A 19,126-nucleotide genomic window follows, 5' to 3' on the forward strand; every position below is an offset into this window, starting at 1 on the left:
TTGAAGCTCAAAACCGGCCCAGATCGCAATGAGATCCCGCTGGCGAAGGGCCGGTTAGTGGCATACCATTTGCAGGCCAATGGGCTCTGGTTTCACCTGCTCTTGGCCAACGATGGCCGGCATCACGGCATTACTGGGAGGACTTCATGGATCGCAGGACCGTATTGAAGGGACTGGCCGGCGCGGGCGGTCTGGCATTGACCGGCATCTCGGCCCCTGCCATCGCGCAAGGCGCATCCGCGCGGACGCTGCGTTTCGTGCCGCAGGCCAATCTCGCCAATTTCGATCCGATCTGGGGCACGCAATATGTCGTGCGCAATGCGGCCGCGATGGTCTGGGACACGCTTTACGGGATCGACGCGCAGCTGCAGCCGCAGCGCCAGATGGTCGAGTCCGAGGAGACCTCGGACGACGGCAAGATCTGGACGTTCAAGCTGCGCCCGGGTCTCAAATTCCATGACGGCGAGCCGGTGCTGAGCAAGGACGTCGTTGCGAGCCTGTCGCGTTGGGCCGCGCGCGACCCGATGGGTCTGATGATCCTCGCGATCCAGCAGGAACTGACCGCCGTCGACGACCGCACCTTCAAATGGGTCCTGAAGCAGCCCTTCCCGAAAATGCTCTACGCGCTCGCCAAGAACAACGCGCCCTGTTCCTTCGTCATGCCCGAGCGCATTGCGAAGACCGATCCCTTCAAGCAGATCACCGAGTATGTCGGCTCCGGTCCGATGAAGTTCGCCAAGGGCGAATGGGTGCCGGGTGCGAAGGCCGTGTTCGAGAAGTTCGCCGATTACGTGCCGCGCCAGGAGAAGGCGTCGTGGCTCGCGGGCGGCAAGCAGATGCAGCTCGATCGCATCGAATGGATCGTGATGCCGGATCCGGCCACCGCTGCCGCGGCGTTGCAGAACGGCGAGGTCGATTGGTGGGAGAACCCGATCGCTGACCTCGTGCCCGTGCTGAAGAAGAACAAGAACATCAGCGTCGACATCGGCGATCCTCTCGGCAATATCGGCTCCTTCCGCATGAATCATCTGTTCGCACCGTTCAATGACGTGCGGGCACGGCGCGCGGTGCTGATGGCGCTCAGCCAGGAAGATTATATGCGCGCGATCGTCGGCGACGATAACGCGCTGTGGAAGCCGCTGCCCGGCTTCTTCACGCCTGACACGCCTGTTTACAACGAGCTGGGCGGCGAGATCCTCAAGGGCAAGCGCGATTTCGACGCGGCCAAGAAGCTGCTGGCCGAGAGCGGCTATTCCGGCCAGCCCGTGACCTGCCTCGTGGCGCAGGACCAGCCGATCACCAAGGCGCAAGGAGACGTCACCGCGGATCTGTTGAAGCGGCTTGGCATGAATGTCGACTTCGTCGCGACCGATTGGGGCACGGTCGGCTCGCGCCGGGCGCAGAAGACGCCGCCGGGGCAGGGCGGCTGGAACATGTTCCACAGCTGGCATGCCGGCGCCGATTGCATCACGCCCGCCGCCTACACCGCCATCCGCGCCAATGGCGACAAAGCCTGGTTCGGCTGGCCCAACAGCCCCAATACCGAAAAGGAGATCACGGGCTGGTTCGAGGCCAAGAATGTCGAAGAGGAAAAGGCTGCGATCGGCAAGGTCAATAAGGCCGCGATCGAGGACGTCGTCTACGCGCCGACCGGCTTCTTCCTGACGTACACCGCATGGCGCAAGAACGTCTCCGGCATCACCAAGGGGCCGCTGCCGTTCTTCTGGGGCGTGTCGAAGTCCGCATGATCGCGCGTTGAGGCCAGATGCTCTCCTACATCCTCCGGCGCATCGCCGCGACCTTGCCGGTCATGGCCATCGTCGCGCTGTTCGTGTTCAGCCTGCTCTACATCGCGCCGGGTGATCCGGCCGTGGTGATCGCGGGCGATCAGGCAAGCCCGGAGGATGTGGAGCGCATCCGCCAGAGCCTCGGCCTCGACCGGCCCTTCCTGGTCCAGTTCGGAAGCTGGGTCTGGCGTATCCTGCACGGCGACCTCGGCACCTCGATCTTCACCAACCTGCCGGTCTCGGCGATGATCGGGCAGCGTCTCGGACCGACGCTGTCGCTGATGATGGTCACGCTGTTGCTGACGATCGTGGTGGCGGTGCCGCTCGGCGTGGTGGCGGCCTGGAAGGCAGGCAGCCTGATCGACCGTATCATCATGGGCTTTGCCGTGTTCGGCTTCTCACTGCCCGTCTTCGTGGTCGGCTACATGCTCGCCTACATCTTCGCGCTCGAGCTCGAATGGCTGCCGGTGCAGGGCTATACGCCGCTCAGCGCGGGCTTCTGGCCGTGGCTGGAGAATTTGATCCTGCCCGCGATCGCGCTCGGCTGCGTCTACATCGCCCTGGTCGCGCGCATCACCCGCGCCGCCATGCTCGAAGTGCTGCAGCAGGACTATATCCGCACCGCCAAGGCCAAAGGCCTCGGGCAGGGCGGCATCCTGTTCATTCACGCGCTGAAGAACGCGGCGGTGCCGATCGTGACCGTGATCGGGATAGGCATCGCGCTCCTGATCGGCGGCGCGGTCGTCACCGAGAGCGTGTTCGCGATCCCCGGTCTTGGCCGGCTCACGATCGATGCGATCCTGCGCCGCGACTATCCCGTCATCCAGGGCATCGTGCTGCTGTTCAGCTTCGTCTACGTCCTCGTCAATCTGATGATCGACGTCATTTACACGCTCGTTGACCCGAGGATCCGCTATTGACCGACACCGCCGTCAATCCGCAATCGATGCCGGCCGGGCTCGTCCTCGCGCCGCAACTGCCTGAGATTCTGCGGCCGGTCACGATCCGGCGCGGCTTCATCGGATTTTTGCGCGGCCATCCCACCGTCGCGATCGGTGGCGCGATGCTGCTGATCCTGGTCCTGATCGCGGTGTTCGCGCCCTATCTCGGAACGGTCGATCCGACCGCGCTCGCGCCCGCCAAGCGCACGCGCGCACCGTCCGCGGATTTCTGGTTCGGCACCGACGTGCTCGGCCGCGACATCTATTCGCGCGTTCTTTATGGCGCGCGGGTCTCGCTCACGGTCGGCCTGTCGGTTGCGATCTTCGCGTCCGCGGCGGGGCTGGCCATCGGTATGGTCTCCGGCTTCATCCGCTGGGCCGACGGCATCCTGATGCGCTTCATGGACGGCTTGATGTCGACCCCGCCGATCCTGCTGGCGATCGCGCTGATGGCGCTGACTCGCGGCAGCGTCGGCAACGTGATCCTGGCGATCACCGTTGCCGAGATCCCGCGCGTTTCGCGTCTCGTCCGCAGCGTGGTGCTGTCGCTGCGTGAGCAGCCCTATGTGGATGCCGCCGTGGCCTGCGGCACGCGGACGCCGATGATCATCCTGCGCCACATCCTGCCGAACACGGTTGCGCCGATGCTGGTGCAGGCGACCTATATCTGCGCGAGCGCCATGATCACGGAGGCGATCCTGTCCTTCATCGGCGCCGGCACGCCACCGACCATTCCATCCTGGGGCAACATCATGGCCGAGGGCCGCGCGCTGTGGCAGGGCAAGCCCTACATCGTGTTCTTTCCGGCGGCGTTCCTGTCCGTCACCGTGCTCGCTGTGAATCTTCTCGGCGACGGCCTTCGCGATGCGCTCGACCCGCGCATGGCCAAGAGTCTGTGATGTTGGCTGTGATGGATCGAGGCTGATAGCGATGGCCCTGCTCGAAGTCGAGAACCTGCAGACCCACTTCCGCACCCCCGGCGGCATCAACCGGGCGGTCGACGGCGTGTCCTTCCATGTCAATGAAGGCGAGACGCTGGCCATCGTCGGCGAATCCGGCTGCGGCAAGTCGGTGACCTCGATGTCCTTGATGCGGCTGATCCCGGAGCCGCCGGGCAGGATCGCGGGCGCCATTCGCTTCGCGGGCCGGGACCTGTTGCAACTGTCCGACCGCGAGATGCGCGCGATCCGCGGCAACGACATCTCGATGATCTTTCAGGAGCCGATGACGAGCCTCAATCCGGTTCTGACCGTCGGCCGCCAGATCCGCGAGACGCTGATGATCCATCAGGGCCTGGACAAGCAGGCCGCCGAGATGCATGCGGTCGAGATGCTGACGCTGGTCGGCATTCCCGAACCGAAGCGGCGCGTGCGCGAATATCCGCACCAGCTCTCCGGCGGCATGCGCCAGCGCGTGATGATCGCCATCGCGCTCGCCTGCAATCCAAAGCTCCTGATCGCGGACGAGCCGACCACCGCGCTCGACGTCACCATCCAGGCGCAGATCCTGAAGCTGATGCTGGATCTGAAGCGCCGCGTGGGCGCGGCGATCATCCTGATCACCCACGACCTCGGCGTCGTCGCCGAGATCGCCGAACGCGTCATGGTGATGTATGCCGGCCGCAAGGTCGAGGAGGCGCCGGTCGCCGAGCTGTTTCGTTCCCCGCGCCATCCCTATACGCAAGGCCTGTTGGGCGCGGTGCCGAAGCTCGGCTCCTCGCTGTCAGGCGCCGCGACGCGGCTCGCCGAGATCCCTGGGCAGGTGCCTGACCTGCGCAAGCCAATCACCGGCTGCGTCTTCGCCGGCCGCTGTGCGCTCGCGACCGACCTCTGCCGGCAATATGCGCCCGGTCTGGAGGAGAAGGGCCCCCGCCACATCGCCGCCTGCCACTACGCCGCCAAGGGAGCCATTGCGGCATGAGTCCTCCGCTGCTCCAGGTCAACGACCTCAAGAAGCACTTTCCGGTCACGGGCGGCCTGTTCAACCGCAAGTCCGAATTCGTCTATGCGGTCGACGGCGTGTCCTTCGAGATCGCGCGCGGCGAGACGTTGTCGCTGGTCGGCGAATCCGGCTGCGGCAAGTCGACGGTCGGCCGCGCCATCCTGCGGCTGTTCGACATCACCGCGGGGCAGGTGATCCTCGACGGCCAGCGCATCGACGATGCCGCGCCAGGCACGATGCGCCAGATGCGCCGCCGTGTGCAGGTGGTGTTTCAGGATCCGTTCTCGAGCCTCAATCCGCGCATGCGCGTGCGCGACATCCTGGCCGAACCGATCCGGAATTTCGGCCTCGCCAAGTCGGCGGAAGACCTCGAAGTGCGTGTCACGTCGCTGATGGACACTGTGCGCCTGCCGCGAGAGGCGCTGAACCGAAGGCCACACGAGTTCTCCGGCGGCCAACGTCAGCGCATCGGCATTGCACGCGCGCTCGCGGCCGAGCCCGAGCTGATCGTGTGCGACGAGGCAGTCTCGGCGCTCGACGTCTCGGTCAAGGCGCAGATCGTCAATCTCCTGCAGGACCTCCAGCGCGAACTCGGCCTCGCGCTTCTGTTCATCAGCCACGACCTCGCGATCGTCGAGCACATGACCCACCGCGTCGCGGTGATGTATCTCGGCAAGATCGTGGAGGTCGCGCCGCGCCGCGAGATCTTTGCGGCACCCAAGCACCCCTATACCAAGGCGCTGCTGTCCGCAGTGCCGCTGCCCGAGCCGGGTGCTCAGCGAAATCCGATCATCCTCAAGGGCGATGTGCCGAGCCCGATCAATCCGCCGAAGGGGTGCCGCTTTCACACCCGCTGCCCACTCGTCTTCGACCGCTGCCGGGTCGAGGAGCCGACACTCCGCGCGGTGGGAACCGAGCAGTGGGTGGCCTGTCACCTCGATGAAGGGACGGCTGCGACGAGAAGCTAAGAGCGGGATTGACGCCGGAAATTCCCAAGCAAAAACAACCCCATTCTACTGTGCATGGGGTTGTTTTCGCACTTTTGACTGGGGCGGCCTCAACCCTGCCGGCGCAGGAAGCCGGTGATCGTGATCTTTTCCCAGATCCCGGCCGCGGCAAAGGGATCGGCGCGATTGAAGGCTTCGACCTCGCTACGGCTGGGCGCCTCGATCAGGAACAGGCTGCCGATCATGGTTGCGCCGTCGTCGGAGACGAGCGGTCCCGACATCACGATCTTGACGCCGAAGCGCGAGGTGTCGCTCAGGAATGCCTTGTGGGCATCGTAATTGGCGAGCCTGGTTGGCAGCGCACCGGCGCGGTCGATGGCGTGAATGGCGAACAGCATGGTGATCTCCGTTTCTTGGCTTTCGTTCTTGGGACGGCCGCTGTGGCGGCCGTCCGGATGTGAGGGGTGGATTTACTTGGCGCCGAGCTTGCCGGCGTCCTCGAAGGTCGGGCAGGTGCGCTGCTCCAGCGGCACGTCGAACGGCTGATAATTGTCCTTGGTGATGACGGTGGGCTTAAGCACGATCTCGGCGATCACAGGCTGGTTGCGCAAGGCGCGGATCGCCATCATGGTGCCGAGGCAGCCTTGCGCAAAGCCGTTGTAGTCGCCGCTGGCGAGCAGCTTGCCGGATTTGATCGCGTCGATCGCCTCCTTGGTGCCGTTGATGCCGATCACCTGCGCCTTGCGGTTGGCGCCGTCGAGCGCCTCGATCGCGCCGACCGCCATGGCGTCGTTGGCGGCCAGCACGCCGTCGATCTGCGCATTCGACTGCATCAGGTTCTCCATGACCTGGAGCGCCTGGAGCCGCTGGTAGTTGCCGGGCTGCGAGGCCAAGAGCTTGGCGCCGGGCGCTTCCTTCAGCGCGTCGTTAAAGCCGCGCACGCGGTCGACATTGGTGAGCGAGCCCTTGACGCCCTCGATGATGACGATGTTGCCCTTGCCGCCGAGCGTCTTGAGCAGGAAGCGCGCAGTCTCGAGCCCGAGGCTGTAATCATCGGCGCCGACGAAGGACAGGAACTTGCCGCCGGCGGAACGGTCGGTGATGTTGACGACGGGGATCTTGGCTTCGTTGATCTTCTCGACTCCAGGCACCATCGCCTTGTAGTCGACCGGGGTGAACACGATCGCGCTCGGCTTCTTCACCACGACGTCCTCGATCTGGCTGAGCTGCTCGGGGATCGAATCCGGCTTGGTCGGGATGTACTGCAGCGTCTTGGCGTTCAGCGTCTTCGCCATGTTGTCGGCGCCGACCCGCACCGTCTGGAAGAACGGGTTGGTCTGGTTCTTGGTGAAGACGGCGATGGTCTCGCCGTCGGCGCGCGCCTGGCTGGTGAACGCCGCCGCCATCAGCAGCGGCAGCGCGAGATAGCCCAGTTTCCGTGTCATGTTGCCTCCATCCCTCATTTTGCTTGTTGGATTGCTAGAACTCATTGCGCGCGGCGGCGGGTCTTCATGTCGAGCCAGACCGCGAGAATGACGATGATGCCTGTCACCAGCGGCTGCCAGTTGGCGCTGACCGAGAGCAGGTTCATGCCGTTCAGCACCAGCGTCAGGATCAGCGCGCCGATGAAGGTGCCGAACACGGTGCCAACGCCGCCGAACAGCGAGGTGCCGCCGATCAGCACCGCCGCGATCGCGGGCAGCGTCAGGCTCTCGCCGATGTCGGCCTCGGCCGAATTGAGTCGCGACAGGAAGATGATCGAGGCGAGCCCCGCCATGATGCCGGAGACGGCATAGACCAACAGCAGGCGCCGCGCGACCGGAATGCCTGATAGCCGGGCCGCGACCGGGTTGGCGCCGATCGCATAGATCTCCTGGCCCCAGATCGTGCGCTGTGCGAACAGCGTTCCGATCCCGAGGAACACCAGGAGCAGATAGACCGGGATCGGCAGGCCGAACAGATAGCCGCTGCCGATCTGGCGGAAGCCGGCCGGAAAGCCGTGCAGCGTCTCGCCCGCCATGTACCAATAGGTCAGGCCGTTCAGCACCCAGAGCATGCCATAGGTGGCGATGAAGGAGGGGATGCGCAGCGCGGTGACCATGATGCCGTTGAGCAGGCCGACGATGCCGCCGCAGGCAAGCCCGGTCAGGATGCCGAGCGCCGGCGAGCCGGTCTTGTGGATCACGGTGCCGGCGATGCAGGCCGACAGCGCGACATTGGCGCCGACGGAGAGATCGAGGCCGGCCGTCAGCACCACCAGCGTCAGGCCGGAGGCGATGAAGAAGGTCAGGCTCGCCTGCCTCAGCACATTGAGGATGTTGCCGAGGCTCAGGAAGGAATCGCTGAGCACGGCGAGCACGGCGCAGATCAGGAATGCCGCGAGCAGGCGATAGAACAGCTGGATCGCATCCTGCGACAGGAAGGAGCGGGGCGGCATCATCGCCTCTTTGGTGATGTCGGTCATGCGCGGCTCCTGAGGCCGTCGAGGAACAGGGCAACAATGACGAGTACGCCGACGCTTGCGACCTGCACCGATGACGGCAGCGAGATCAGGTTCAACCCGTTGCGCAGCACGCCGACGGCGAGGACGCCGAGCAGGGTGCCGAGCAGCCAGCCATTGCCGCGTTCGAACGACGTGCCGCCGACGGCGACGGCGGCGATGGCATCGAATTCCAGGCCGAGGCCGGCGGTCGGATGGCCGGAATTCATCCGCGCGGTCATCAACAGGCCCGCGATCCCGGCCATGGCGCCGCCGATCGCGTAGACCGCGATCAGCAGCTTGTTGGGCGAGAGTCCGGCATAGCGTAGCGCCTCGCGGTTGCCGCCGAGCGCGAAGATGTAGGTGCCGAAGCGGGTGTGATAGAGCAGGCCGTGGAACGCCGCGTAAGTCACCAGCGCCATCACGATCGGCACGGGCACGCCCAGCAGCGTCGCCGAATAGATGTCACGCACGCTGTGGGGGATGCCGACCACGCTCTGGCCGTCGCTGACGATCAGCGACAGGCCCTGGGCCATACCGAGCGTGCCGAGCGTCGCGACGAAGGGCGGGATGCCGACGATCGCGACCAGCCAGCCATTGGCGATGCCGAACGCCGCACCGACGAGCAGGCCGGCGCCAAGACCGAGCAGCATCGACTTGGTCGCGAGCGACACGATGGCGACGCAGAGTGAGGTCAGCGTCAGCACCGCGCCCATCGACAGGTCCAGCCCCTCGGTCATGATGATCAGCGTCATCGGCAGCGCAAGCATGGTCAGGATGGTCGACTGCACCAGCACATTGGAGAGGTTGGCGACCGACAGGAAGCCCGGCGCGATCGCGCCGAACAGGGCGATCAGCAGCACCAGCACGATGGCAACGCCGGGAATTCGTTGCAGCGGATTGGGCTCTGAAGCGACTGCGGCCTCACGCATGATGCATCCCCAATCGCACGATGTTCTCCTCGGTCAGTTCGTTGCGGGTCAGATGGCCGGCAATCCGCCCTTCGCGCATCACATAGGCGCGGTCGCAGACATGGCAGATCTCAATCTGCTCGGACGAGATCATCAGCGCCGCGGCGCCATCGGCGACGAGCCGGTCGATCAGCGCGAAGATCTCGGACTTGGCGCCGATGTCGATGCCCCGCGTCGGCTCGTCGAAGATGAAGAGCTTTGAGCCGGCCGCCAGCCATTTTCCGATCACGACCTTCTGCTGATTGCCGCCCGAAAGCAGGCCAACGGTTTGCCGCGCGCTCGGTGTCGCAATCCGCAGCTGCCGGATCAGGCCGTCGGCGGTTCGCTGCGCCGCGCGTTGGTCGAACAACCCGCTTGGAAACAACTTCTTCAACGCCGACACAACGAGGTTGTCACTGACGGAGCGCAGCAGCGCGAGGCCTTCGCTCTTGCGGCTCTCCGGGATCAGCGCGATACCGCGGCGGGCAGCAAGATCGGGCTCGCCGGAAATCGCCTTGCCGTCGAAGATGATCTCGCCCGACGTCACGGGATCGGCACCGAAGATGGCGCGCGCGACCTCGCTGCGGCCGGACCCGACGAGGCCACACAGGCCGACGATCTCGCCCCTGCGCACCTCGATATTGATGTCGGAGATGCCGGTCGAGGAGGTCAGACCCTTGACCTGTAGCAGCACCTCGCCTGGTTTGTCGGCGAAATTCCTGGGATAAGTCATGTCGACATTACGGCCGACCATCATGCGCACGAGCTGGTCCGGCGTCACGTCGGTGGGGCGAGCTCCGTCGATGCGGCGGCCGTCGCGCAGCACCGTGATGCGATCGCCGATCGCGAACACCTCGGCCATGCGGTGCGAGATATAGACGATGGCGACGCCATCGGCCTTCAGCCGCGCGATCAGCGCGAACAAGAGCTCGGTCTCGCGGTCGGACAGCGCCGCGGTCGGCTCGTCCATCACCAGGATGCGGGCATTCTGGCTGATCGCTTTTGCGATCTCGACCATCTGCTGCTGGGCGACGCCGAGCTTGTCGACGATCGTGGAGGGATCGACGTCGAAGCCGATTGTATCGAGCACGCGCTTGGCGTCGGCCAGGATCCGGCGGCGGTCGATGGTGCCGGGGATGCGGCCCTTCGGCTCGCGGCCGAGGAAGATGTTCTGGGCGATATCGAGATAGGGAACCAGCGAGAATTCCTGGAAGATCACGGCAATGCCGAGCTTCTGCGCATCTGCGGTCGAGGAGATCGCGACTTTCTTGCCCTCATGGAAGAACTCGCCGGCATCAGCGCGGTAGGCGCCGCACAGCACCTTCATCAGGCTCGACTTGCCGGCGCCATTCTCGCCGAGCAGCATGTGCACTTCGCCGGGGTAGACCGCAAAGGACACGTCGTCCAGCGCCTTGACGCCGGGGAATTCCTTGCTGATGCCGCGCAGCTCCAGCAGCGGCGTAGGCGAGGTGACCTCGATCGGGAGCGCGTCGCTCATGACTTGTTGCTCATGTCTTGGCTCCGCCTGAAAAGATCTTTCCGGGGTTCATTAGTCCGTCCGGATCGAGGGCGGTCTTGATCGATCGCATGACCTCGACGGCCTCGCCGAGCTCATCCGTGAGATATTCGATCTTGCCGAGCCCGATGCCGTGCTCACCCGTACAGGTGCCATCCATGGCGATGGCACGGGCAACCATGCGGGCCTGCAGCGCCTTGGCGCCTTCGCTCTCCTCCGGCTTGGCCGGGTCGATCAGGATCAGCATGTGAAAGTTGCCGTCGCCGACATGGCCGACAATCGGCGCGGTGAAGCCGTGCTCGTCCGCATCGCGCCGCGTCTCGGTCAGGCATTCCGCCAGCCGCGAGATCGGCACGCAGACGTCGGTGATCACGGCGCGGGCGCCGGGCCGCAGGCCGAGGCCCGCATAGAGCGTGTTGTCGCGGGCATGCCAGAGCCGGCTGCGGTCTTCCTGTGCCTTGGCCCAGGCAAAGCCATGGCCGCCATGATCGGCGGCAATCGCCTGCGCGGCCTCGGCCTGCTCGGCGACCGAGCTCTCCGAGCCGTGGAATTCGAAGAACAGGGTGGGGGCCTCGCGGTAGCCGAGTTTGGCATAGGCGTTGATGCCGCGCATCATGACGTCGTCGAGCAGCTCGATCCGGGCGACCGGAATCGCGGACTGGATCACGGAGATTGCGGTGTCCACGGCATCGTGCAGGGTGTCGAAGCTGCAGACCGCGGCCGAGATCGCCTGCGGCACGGCGTGCACCTTCAGCGTGATCTCAGTGATGATTCCGAGCGTGCCTTCCGCCCCGACGAACATGCGGGTCAAATCATACCCCGCCGCCGATTTGCGCGCGCGCCTGGCGGTGCGGATCACGCGGCCGTCGGCCAGCACCACCTCCAGCGCTATGACATTGTCCTTCATGGTGCCATAGCGCACCGCCATCGTGCCGGATGCGCGGGTGGACGTCATGCCACCGATCGAGGCGTCGGCGCCGGGATCGATCGGGAAGAACAGGCCGGTATTGCGCAGCTCGGCATTGAGCTGCTTGCGGGTGATGCCGGGCTGCACCACGACGTCCATGTCGCTGTCGTGCACGGCCAGCACCTTGTTCATGCGTGCGAAGTCGAAGCAGACGCCGCCGGCGACCGCAGCCGCATTGCCCTCGAGCGAAGTCCCGGCGCCGAACGGGACGATCGGTATGCCCGCGCTCGCGCACAGCTTCACGATCTCGGCAACCTCATGCGTCGTCTCGGGGAAAACGACGATGTCGGGCGGCAGGCTCCGATAATGCGACTCGCTCTGCCCATGCTGATCGAGCACGCCGCGCGCGACGCTCGCGCGCGGGCCGATCATGCCGGTGAGGCGATCGGCCAATATGCTCGTGCTGACCCGCGGTCCCATCCTCAGCTCCCTGTCTCCTCGATCGCGGACTCTTGCCGGTCCGCTGCGTTGCCGCCCGGCTTAGGCGGCTCTTGCGTTGCTCGCAACCGGCTTCAAACCGAAATCGTAGTTGAGATGAAAATACGCGCGCTCCACCATGCGACCATCCGGCGCACGGCCGGCTGGATGACGGACGAATTCGCGGATCAGGCTATCCTTGACGCCGAACACCACGTCGCTGTCGAGATATTGGTCGCCGGCAACGAACACGTGCGTCACCAACTGCTCGAAACCGGGCGCTGAGATCATGAAGTGCACATGCGCCGGGCGCCAGGGATGGCGTCCCTGCGCCTCCAGCATCACGCCGACCGGCCCATCATGCGGAATGGGGTAGGCGGCCGGCTTGATCGACCAGAAATGGAAGCGGCCGTGGGCGTCGGTATGGAAGCGGGCACGCATGGCGAGATCGCCGATCTGGTCGAGCTGCTGCACGTCGTAATAGCCGTCGTCGTCGGAGTGCCAGACATCGACGATGGCGTCTACAAGCGGCTTGCCGTCGACGGTCGAGACCGAGCCGGTGACCAGCATCGGATCGCCCTCCATCGGGCCGGAGATATCGGCTCCGCTGTTCTTCTCCGGCGCGGCCTGGACGAAGAACGGCCCGAGCACCGTGGTCTCGGTCGCGCCTTCCGGAACTGGATGGTTGATCGCATCGACCAGCATGGAGACGCCGAGCGTGTCCGACAGCAGGATGAACTCCTGGCGCTTGTCGTCGCACATATGCCCGGTGCAGGTCAGGAACTCGATGCCGTATTCCCATTCCTTCTGGGTCGGACGCACCTCGCGGACGAAGGCATGAAGGTGCCGGACCAGCGCCTCGCTGACCTCTTTGATGCGCGGGTCGGTCGCGCCGGCGATCCGCGCCAGCACCGCGTCCGTGATCGTGGTCTCGTTGAAGTTGCGCATAGGGGCTCCGTGGATCAGAGTTTGGGCTCGCCGAGGCCGGACAGCCGTTCGAGATGCTTGACCGTCGCGATGAAGTCGGTGTCGCCGTCGCCCTGCGCGACCAGCGAGCCATAGGTCTCGCGCACCTGGGCCGCGAGCTGGAGCGGGACGCCGACGGCGTGACCGGCACCCAGGATCAGGTCGAGGTCTTTGGCCATCTGCTTGCAGGAGAAGGTCGACTCGAAGTCGCGCGTCCTCAGCGGCGCGGTCTTGTACTTGACCATGGGGGAGGCCACCGCGCTGTCGTCGAGCACTTTCAGGATGTCCTGCCAGGCAATGCCGCCCTTGCGCGCCAGCGCCAGGCTCTCCGCCATCATCGCCGCCGACACGGCGATCATCAGATTGACCGAGAGTTTCGCATAACGCGCTTCCTCGGCGGGGCCGAGATAGGTCTGGGCGCGGGTGAAAGCGGCGACCAGCGGCTTTGCGCTCTCGAAGGCCTCTTTCGGCCCCGAGACGAAACAGGTCAGGGCGCCGGTGTGAACGATGCTGGCGTTGCCGGAAACCGGTGCACGAAGATAGAGAATGCCACAGGACTGCGCCGTGGCAGCAACTTCGGTGGAGGCCTCGACGCTCACTGTGCTGGTTTCGATCAGAACAGCACCGGGCGCCATCGCAGCGATGAGGCCGGTCGGGCCGAGCAGCGCGCCGCGCAAGGCGGCGTCGTCAGGCAGGGAGGTGATGACCGAGGCCTTGCCGCTCACGGCCTCGGCGGGCGATGCGGCAATCGCAATGCCCTGGGCGCGAGCCTCGCTGATCCGCGCTGCGCTCTGATCGAACGCGGTGACGGTGTAGCCGGCTTTGGCGACGAGCAAGGACATCGGCAGGCCCATCTTGCCGATCCCGATGAAAGCAACATTCTTCGAAGCGTCTGTCATTGTTGTTGTCCGTTGGCGCCTTCAGGCGGCGCGCTCCTGTCGTTCGATGTCCTGCACCAGCCGCCGGCCGGATTGCGCCAGCAGCTCCTTCTTCGTCGCGAGTCCGTCGGCCAGCAGCCGGCCGTTCCGCTTCTTCCAGGCGCCGCCGATCATCACGGCCTCGATGTTGGCGAGGCTCGTCTGCATCAACACGGTCGCGACGGGATCGTGCACCGGATAAAGATTGAGATCGGAGGCGTTGATGATGACGAGGTCGGCCTGCTTGCCCGGCGTCAGCGATCCGATCTGGTGCTCGCGGCCGAGCATGCGGGCGCCTTCCGTCGTGATCCAGCGCAACGCCTCGCGCACCGGGATGGTGGTCGTGGCCGGAATGGTGCCGCTGGTCTTGCGCGCCTCGGCATTGTCGAGCGCCCGCTGCATCGAGAGCGCGATGCGCGCGGCGGAGAAGACATCGCCGGCCAGCACGGATTCGAGATCAATGCCGATTGTCGGCCGGACGCCACGCTTGAGCAGACGTCCGGTGATCGGAAAGCCGTGGCCCTGGATCATCTCGTTCTCGGGCGTCACTGAGAACGACACGCCGAGATCCACGAGACGATCGAGCAGATCATCAGATAGATCGTTGCCGTGGACGATGTTGACGCTCGGGCCGACGAGGCCAGCCTCGATCAGTTTCTCCCAGCCGCCGGGGGTCTTGGCCGGGCCGCCACCCTGATGCATCGATGCGATCAGCTTGAACTCGCGTGCGAGTCGGAAATCCTGCATGGCGACGTCGAGCGTCGAATAATGCGGGCCGAGAATGGCGAGCCCGAGTGTGACGAGGCCGTCGCGGTCGGCGAGAGGGCCCGCCAGCAGCCGCTCGACCTCGCGGCGCGGATGCGGCACTTCCGAGAAATGCGGCTCGCCCGGTTTCGGCTCAGGCTTGGGCGAGCCGTGGAAGAAGGCGGCGCGGATCCCGCTCTCGATCAGGCCGCGCACAGCGGCGTCGGTGTGATCGGGCGTCGGATTGTTGTGGCACCAGTCGACCAGCGTCGTGGTGCCGCAATTGATCTGGTTCAGCGCGCCGACGAGCGTTGCGATGTGGATGTCCTCGGGCCGGAACACGGTCGCAAGGCCCGCATGCATGCGGCGGAAATATTCCAGCAGGGTCCAGTTGGCGGCGAAGCCGCGCAAGCCGGTCTGCCAGGTGTGCATATGCGCGTTGATGAGGCCGGGAATGACGATCCGGCCCGTGCCGTCGACGATATCGGTCTCAGCAGCCCCGCTGCCGAGATCGATCGAAGGGCGCACGTCGACGATGCGGCTGCCCTCGACCAGCACGTCGCAGGTCGCGAGATCACCGATCGCGTCATCCATGGTGATGACGGTGGCGGATCTGATCAGCGTGCGCCGCATCGCCTCAAGCCGCCGTTTTGATCGCGACCGGGGGCTCGCCGGCCCAGGCGCGTGCAATCAGGTCGCGAATGGCGTTTCGGTCGAGTGGACGCGGATTCCAGTAGGCGTTGGTGACGGCAAGATCGGCCGCCTTGTCGATGCCGCCCTCGGGCATGCCGACGTCGCGTAGCGCCAGCTTCGCACCCAGTCGCTTTGCAAGGTCGTACAGTCGCTGTGCGGCATCGGCCGCGCCGATCGCGCGCGAGATGCGCGCCATCGCGTCGGGCACATCAGGCGCGTTGTAGGCCAGCGCATGCGGCAACACGATGGTGTGGGTCTCGGCGTGCGGCAGATCGAAGGTGCCGCCGAGCGTGTGACAGAGCTTGTGGTGCAGCGCCATGCCGACGGTACCGAGGCAGACGCCGCACAGCCAGGCGCCATAGAGCGCTTCGGTGCGCGCCTCGCGGTCGTCACTTCTGGCGGCAATCGCGGGCAGGGCGCGGGCCAGCGCACGGATGCCTTCTTCCGCCATCAGCGAGGTCACGGGATTGGCATCCCTCGCATAGAGCGCTTCCACCGCATGAGCGATGGCGTTGATGCCTGATGTCGCAGCCAGGCTCGCCGGCAGTGTCAGCGTCAGATCGACATCGTAGATCACGGTCTCAGGCAGGATTGCCGCATCGCGCACCGTGGTCTTCAGGCCGTTCTCGGTCTGGCCGACGATCGGCGTCATCTCCGAGCCGGCATAGGTGGTGGGAATGCAGAGCTGATTGATTCCGGTGCGCAAGGCCAGCGCCTTGCCGAGGCCGGTGGTCGATCCGCCGCCGAGCGAGACGACGCAATCGGCCTCGCACGCCTTCATCGCCGTGAGCGCGCGCTCGGTGACATCGACCGGTGTGTGCATAGTGGCGCCCGGAAAGATGCCGGCAAAGAGCGGGCCAAGTGCGGTGCCAAGGCTCTTGCCCTGAGCCTCCTGCTGCGGCGTCGTCAGCACCAGCGCGCGCTTGCCGCCGAGCCGTTCGACCTCGGCCTTGGCGCTAGCCAACGTTCCGCTGCCGAACACGACGCGGCAGGGCAGGTTTTCAAAGGTGAACGAACCGATCATGCGCCGGTCTCTTTGATGGGATAATCGACCTGAAAGCGTCCAATCCGCAAGTCGCCCAAGGCCTCGCGGACCCGCAGATGTTCCGGATGGTTGGCATAGGCGCTGAGCGCCGCCTGGTCAGTGAATTCGGAGAACAGCACCACGTCGCAGGCGTAGTCGACATCGCTGACGTCCATGCCGACTTCGATATGGGTGAGGCCGTCGATCCGGCCCTTGAGGCCTTCGAACAGGGTCTTGACCTTGAGCCGGGCGGCGGAGCGCTCCGCAGGGGTCTCCCCGCGTAGCCGCCACATCACGATGTGCCTGATCGGGCCCGACATTTCCTGATTTCCTCGCCTGCTATCGCGCTTTGTTGGCACTATTTTGCCTTGCAGAAATCGGAAATAAAGACCAAAATTTGTAAGTCTCTTTTCCTTTTTACGCAAAAATGGACCGGCTGCTCCAACTCGAGGTCTTCGCCAAAACCGCTGAGCTCGGCAGCCTGTCCAAAGCTGCCGAAATCCTGCGGATGTCGAACGCGGCCGCCAGCCGCCATCTCAGTGCGCTGGAGGAGCGCCTGGCCGTCCGGCTGATCGAGCGCAATACGCGCCGGCAATGGCTGACGGAAGCAGGGCAGGAGCTGTTGCAGCGCTGCGGCACGCTGCTGAACGAGCTTGCCGAGGCCGAAGACGCGGTCTCCGACCGCGCGCTGTCGCCGAAGGGCATGCTGCGCGTGACGTCTTCGCTGTCCTTCGCGATGATCTACCTCGCGCCGATGCTGCCCGCCTTCCGCGCGCTCTATCCTGATCTCAGCGTGCAGATCATCAGCGCGAACCGCTATCTGGACTTCATCGAGGCCGGCATCGACGTCGCGATCCGCACGCGGGAGCACGAGCCGGATTCCAACATCATCGTGCGCCGCATCGGCCAGATGCACCGCGTGCTCGCGGCGGCTCCGTCATACCTGGAGAAGCACGGCCGGCCTGAGCATCCGGCGGATCTCGCCCGTCACAACATGCTGATCTACAACCTCGCCAATGATCCCTATTCGCTGCGCCTGAGCCAGGGCAGCACGACCCAGACGGTTCGGATCGCGCCGACGCTCGACAGCAATGATGGCCAGATCATCTGTGGTGCGGCGCGTGCAGGGCTCGGCATCCTGATCCAGCCGCTCTACATCGTGCAGGGCGATATCGCGGCCGGCCGGCTGGTGCCCGTCCTGAGGGACTGGCAGCTGCCGTTGCTCACCATGAACATCGCCTATCAGAACCGCGTCAGGCTGCCGGCCAAGATCAGGGTCTTCTCGGACTTCCTGGTCAGCCACATCCGCGAGCATTCGGAGCCGGGGATCTGGATCGACGCGGCGAAGTGAGCGGGAAGCATCCATGTATCTCGGCATCGATCTCGGCACCTCCGCAGTCAAGACCGTTCTCGTCGACGAGGCCCAGCGCGTGATCGCAAGCGAGAGCCGGCCGCTGACGATCACCTCGCCGCAGCCGGGCTATGCCGAGCAGGACCCGGCGCTGTGGATCGATGCGGCCTTCGCCACGCTGGATGCCCTGAAGGCCTCGCATGCTGGCGCGCTGGCGGCGGTCAAAGGGATCGGGCTGTCCGGCCAAATGCATGGCGCGATACTGCTCGACGCGAGCGCGAAGCCGCTGCGGCCCTGCATCCTCTGGAACGACGGGCGCTCTGCCGCCGAGTGCCGGATCCTGGAGCGGCGCTGGCCGGCGTTGCGCGCGACCACGGGCAACAAGGCGATGCCGGGGTTCACCGCGCCAAAATTGCTCTGGATCGCGACGCACGAGCCTGACGTCTTTGCGGCGACGAAGCTCGTGCTGCTGCCAAAGGCCTATCTGCGCCTGGTGCTGTCAGGCGAGGCCGTCGAAGACGTTTCGGATGCGTCGGGATCCCTATGGCTCCACGCCGCGCGCCGGGACTGGTCGGATGCGGCACTGGCAGCGACCGGCCTGTCGCGCCAGCACATGCCGCGCCTGGTTGAAGGATGTGCGCCCGCGGCGAGGCTGCGCTCGGAGCTCGCGCAGCGCTGGGGTATGACCGGACAGCCCGTGATCGCGGGTGGCGCCGGCGACAACCCGGCCGGCGCCATGGGCATCGGCGCGATCGAGCTGGGAACCGCGTTCGTATCGCTGGGAACCTCGGGCGCCTTGCTGGCACCGACCAACAGAATAGCCGCCAACCCCGATCGTGTCGTGCACACGTTCTGCCACGCCATTCCCGGCATGTGGATTCAGGCCGGTGCGATCCTCTCCGCCGCCTCCTGCCTCACCTGGGCCGCGCGCTTGTTCGGCGTCAGCGAGGCTGAGTTGCTGGCACCGCTTGGATCGCGCCCGCAGGCACCGTCGCCGGTGAGCTTTCTGCCGTATCTCGCAGGTGAGCGTACGCCGCACGACGATCCCGCCGTGCGCGGCATGCTCGATGGTTTGAGCCATGGCACCGATCGCGCTGCGATCGTGCAGGCGGTGCTCGAAGGCGTTGCCTTCGCGCTGGCAGATTGCCGCGACGCGCTCGCGGGTGCCGGCATTGCGATTGCGGAAGCCGACGTCATCGGCGGTGGTTCGCGCTCGGAGTTCTGGCTCGCGGTGCTGGCCAACGTACTGAATGTTCCAGTCCATCGCTTTGCCGGCGGCGAGACCGGCGCGGCGTTCGGTGCGGCGAGATTGGGGCGACTTGCTGTCACCGGTGAGGCGATCACCGCCGTGTGCACGCGGCCGCAGCGCATCGCGACGTTCGAACCTGACGCCGGGCTGACCAGTGCCTATGCCGAGCGGCTTCCCGCCTGGCGCCAACTGTATCGCCCACGCCACTAGCCCAGCCGCGATGTTGCATTCCCAGGT

General features: G+C 65.5%; 18 protein-coding genes. 7 read left to right on the plus strand and 11 right to left on the minus strand.

The genetic code is table 11. From position 1 onward, the window contains the following. Positions 1 to 146 precede the first annotated feature (146 nt). From X268_RS10630 to X268_RS10650, 5 genes are read left to right on the plus strand one after another with little or no spacing between them, the layout of a single operon-like run. Positions 147 to 1,748 carry an ABC transporter substrate-binding protein gene (locus tag X268_RS10630; protein WP_128924904.1) on the plus strand — a complete coding sequence of 534 codons (1,602 nt, stop codon included), beginning with the start codon at positions 147 to 149 and terminating at the stop codon, positions 1,746 to 1,748. Between the two features lie 17 nt (positions 1,749 to 1,765). Continuing rightward, positions 1,766 to 2,707 (plus strand): ABC transporter permease, encoded by a 942-nt coding sequence (locus tag X268_RS10635; RefSeq protein ID WP_128924905.1) that lies wholly within the window; start codon positions 1,766 to 1,768, stop codon positions 2,705 to 2,707. Beyond that, positions 2,704 to 3,627 carry an ABC transporter permease gene (locus X268_RS10640; RefSeq protein ID WP_128924906.1) on the plus strand — a complete coding sequence of 308 codons (924 nt, stop codon included), beginning with the start codon at positions 2,704 to 2,706 and terminating at the stop codon, positions 3,625 to 3,627. The genes X268_RS10635 and X268_RS10640 overlap by 4 nt, the downstream gene beginning before the upstream one ends. A 31-nt stretch (positions 3,628 to 3,658) precedes the next feature. Beyond that, positions 3,659 to 4,648 carry an ABC transporter ATP-binding protein gene (locus tag X268_RS10645; RefSeq protein ID WP_164937657.1) on the plus strand — a complete coding sequence of 330 codons (990 nt, stop codon included), beginning with the start codon at positions 3,659 to 3,661 and terminating at the stop codon, positions 4,646 to 4,648. Then, positions 4,645 to 5,637 (plus strand): ABC transporter ATP-binding protein, encoded by a 993-nt coding sequence (locus X268_RS10650; RefSeq protein ID WP_128924908.1) that lies wholly within the window; start codon positions 4,645 to 4,647, stop codon positions 5,635 to 5,637. The genes X268_RS10645 and X268_RS10650 overlap by 4 nt, the downstream gene beginning before the upstream one ends. An 89-nt stretch (positions 5,638 to 5,726) precedes the next feature. On the opposite strand, the gene X268_RS10655 is transcribed toward X268_RS10650, so the two are convergent. The 11 genes from X268_RS10655 to X268_RS10705 form a co-directional block, all read right to left on the minus strand. Beyond that, positions 5,727 to 6,014 carry a YciI family protein gene (locus X268_RS10655; protein ID WP_128924909.1) on the minus strand — a complete coding sequence of 96 codons (288 nt, stop codon included), beginning with the start codon at positions 6,012 to 6,014 and terminating at the stop codon, positions 5,727 to 5,729. 72 nt (positions 6,015 to 6,086) lie between these two features. Next, positions 6,087 to 7,061 (minus strand): sugar ABC transporter substrate-binding protein, encoded by a 975-nt coding sequence (locus X268_RS10660; RefSeq protein WP_164937658.1) that lies wholly within the window; start codon positions 7,059 to 7,061, stop codon positions 6,087 to 6,089. Positions 7,062 to 7,102: 41 nt separating this feature from the next. Further along, positions 7,103 to 8,080, minus strand: a complete 978-nt coding sequence (locus tag X268_RS10665; RefSeq protein ID WP_128924911.1) for an ABC transporter permease — start codon at positions 8,078 to 8,080, stop codon at positions 7,103 to 7,105. Further along, on the minus strand, positions 8,077 to 9,027 hold the full coding sequence (locus X268_RS10670) for an ABC transporter permease (protein WP_128924912.1): 951 nt from the start codon (positions 9,025 to 9,027) through the stop codon (positions 8,077 to 8,079). The genes X268_RS10665 and X268_RS10670 overlap by 4 nt, the downstream gene beginning before the upstream one ends. Further along, a complete protein-coding gene (locus X268_RS10675; protein ID WP_128924913.1) occupies positions 9,020 to 10,543 on the minus strand; it encodes a sugar ABC transporter ATP-binding protein in 1,524 nt (507 codons plus the stop codon). The genes X268_RS10670 and X268_RS10675 overlap by 8 nt, the downstream gene beginning before the upstream one ends. A 10-nt stretch (positions 10,544 to 10,553) precedes the next feature. Continuing rightward, positions 10,554 to 11,948: an FAD-linked oxidase C-terminal domain-containing protein gene (locus X268_RS10680; protein WP_128924914.1), complete on the minus strand. Its 1,395-nt coding sequence runs from the start codon at positions 11,946 to 11,948 to the stop codon at positions 10,554 to 10,556. A gap of 60 nt (positions 11,949 to 12,008) precedes the next feature. Further along, positions 12,009 to 12,893 carry an intradiol ring-cleavage dioxygenase gene (locus tag X268_RS10685; RefSeq protein WP_128924915.1) on the minus strand — a complete coding sequence of 295 codons (885 nt, stop codon included), beginning with the start codon at positions 12,891 to 12,893 and terminating at the stop codon, positions 12,009 to 12,011. A gap of 14 nt (positions 12,894 to 12,907) precedes the next feature. Then, positions 12,908 to 13,810 (minus strand): NAD(P)-dependent oxidoreductase, encoded by a 903-nt coding sequence (locus tag X268_RS10690; protein WP_128924916.1) that lies wholly within the window; start codon positions 13,808 to 13,810, stop codon positions 12,908 to 12,910. 21 nt (positions 13,811 to 13,831) lie between these two features. Continuing rightward, a complete protein-coding gene (locus tag X268_RS10695) occupies positions 13,832 to 15,205 on the minus strand; it encodes an amidohydrolase family protein (RefSeq protein ID WP_128924917.1) in 1,374 nt (457 codons plus the stop codon). Positions 15,206 to 15,209: 4 nt separating this feature from the next. Then, entirely contained in the window at positions 15,210 to 16,289 is a 1,080-nt protein-coding gene (locus tag X268_RS10700) for a maleylacetate reductase (protein WP_128924918.1), read from the minus strand. Beyond that, complete coding sequence (locus X268_RS10705; protein WP_128924919.1) at positions 16,286 to 16,609, minus strand: Dabb family protein; 324 nt, start codon at positions 16,607 to 16,609, stop codon at positions 16,286 to 16,288. The genes X268_RS10700 and X268_RS10705 overlap by 4 nt, the downstream gene beginning before the upstream one ends. A gap of 107 nt (positions 16,610 to 16,716) precedes the next feature. Between X268_RS10705 and X268_RS10710 the strand changes: the two genes are divergently transcribed. Both X268_RS10710 and xylB read left to right on the plus strand, forming a co-directional pair. Further along, positions 16,717 to 17,640 carry a LysR family transcriptional regulator gene (locus tag X268_RS10710; RefSeq protein WP_128924920.1) on the plus strand — a complete coding sequence of 308 codons (924 nt, stop codon included), beginning with the start codon at positions 16,717 to 16,719 and terminating at the stop codon, positions 17,638 to 17,640. A 13-nt stretch (positions 17,641 to 17,653) separates the two neighbouring features. Next, entirely contained in the window at positions 17,654 to 19,099 is a 1,446-nt protein-coding gene (gene xylB, locus X268_RS10715) for a xylulokinase (RefSeq protein ID WP_128924921.1), read from the plus strand. The last annotated feature ends 27 nt before the right edge of the window (positions 19,100 to 19,126 follow it).

The organism is Bradyrhizobium guangxiense (genome assembly GCF_004114915.1).
Taxonomy (GTDB): Bacteria; Pseudomonadota; Alphaproteobacteria; order Rhizobiales; family Xanthobacteraceae; genus Bradyrhizobium; species Bradyrhizobium guangxiense.

Excerpts from the sequence above, each read along its gene's own strand:
- X268_RS10685 (WP_128924915.1), bottom strand. The coding sequence starts at position 12,893 with ATGCGCAACTTCAACGAGACCACGATCACGGACGCGGTGCTGGCGCGG.
- X268_RS10630 (WP_128924904.1), top strand. The coding sequence starts at position 147 with ATGGATCGCAGGACCGTATTGAAGGGACTGGCCGGCGCGGGCGGTCTG.
- X268_RS10670 (WP_128924912.1), bottom strand. The coding sequence starts at position 9,027 with ATGCGTGAGGCCGCAGTCGCTTCAGAGCCCAATCCGCTGCAACGAATT.
- X268_RS10680 (WP_128924914.1), bottom strand. The coding sequence starts at position 11,948 with ATGGGACCGCGGGTCAGCACGAGCATATTGGCCGATCGCCTCACCGGC.
- X268_RS10650 (WP_128924908.1), top strand. The coding sequence starts at position 4,645 with ATGAGTCCTCCGCTGCTCCAGGTCAACGACCTCAAGAAGCACTTTCCG.
- X268_RS10710 (WP_128924920.1), top strand. The coding sequence starts at position 16,717 with ATGGACCGGCTGCTCCAACTCGAGGTCTTCGCCAAAACCGCTGAGCTC.
- X268_RS10700 (WP_128924918.1), bottom strand. The coding sequence starts at position 16,289 with ATGATCGGTTCGTTCACCTTTGAAAACCTGCCCTGCCGCGTCGTGTTC.
- X268_RS10665 (WP_128924911.1), bottom strand. The coding sequence starts at position 8,080 with ATGACCGACATCACCAAAGAGGCGATGATGCCGCCCCGCTCCTTCCTG.
- X268_RS10635 (WP_128924905.1), top strand. The coding sequence starts at position 1,766 with ATGCTCTCCTACATCCTCCGGCGCATCGCCGCGACCTTGCCGGTCATG.
- X268_RS10645 (WP_164937657.1), top strand. The coding sequence starts at position 3,659 with ATGGCCCTGCTCGAAGTCGAGAACCTGCAGACCCACTTCCGCACCCCC.
- xylB (WP_128924921.1), top strand. The coding sequence starts at position 17,654 with ATGTATCTCGGCATCGATCTCGGCACCTCCGCAGTCAAGACCGTTCTC.
- X268_RS10660 (WP_164937658.1), bottom strand. The coding sequence starts at position 7,061 with ATGACACGGAAACTGGGCTATCTCGCGCTGCCGCTGCTGATGGCGGCG.
- X268_RS10690 (WP_128924916.1), bottom strand. The coding sequence starts at position 13,810 with ATGACAGACGCTTCGAAGAATGTTGCTTTCATCGGGATCGGCAAGATG.
- X268_RS10695 (WP_128924917.1), bottom strand. The coding sequence starts at position 15,205 with ATGCGGCGCACGCTGATCAGATCCGCCACCGTCATCACCATGGATGAC.
- X268_RS10705 (WP_128924919.1), bottom strand. The coding sequence starts at position 16,609 with ATGTCGGGCCCGATCAGGCACATCGTGATGTGGCGGCTACGCGGGGAG.
- X268_RS10655 (WP_128924909.1), bottom strand. The coding sequence starts at position 6,014 with ATGCTGTTCGCCATTCACGCCATCGACCGCGCCGGTGCGCTGCCAACC.
- X268_RS10675 (WP_128924913.1), bottom strand. The coding sequence starts at position 10,543 with ATGAGCGACGCGCTCCCGATCGAGGTCACCTCGCCTACGCCGCTGCTG.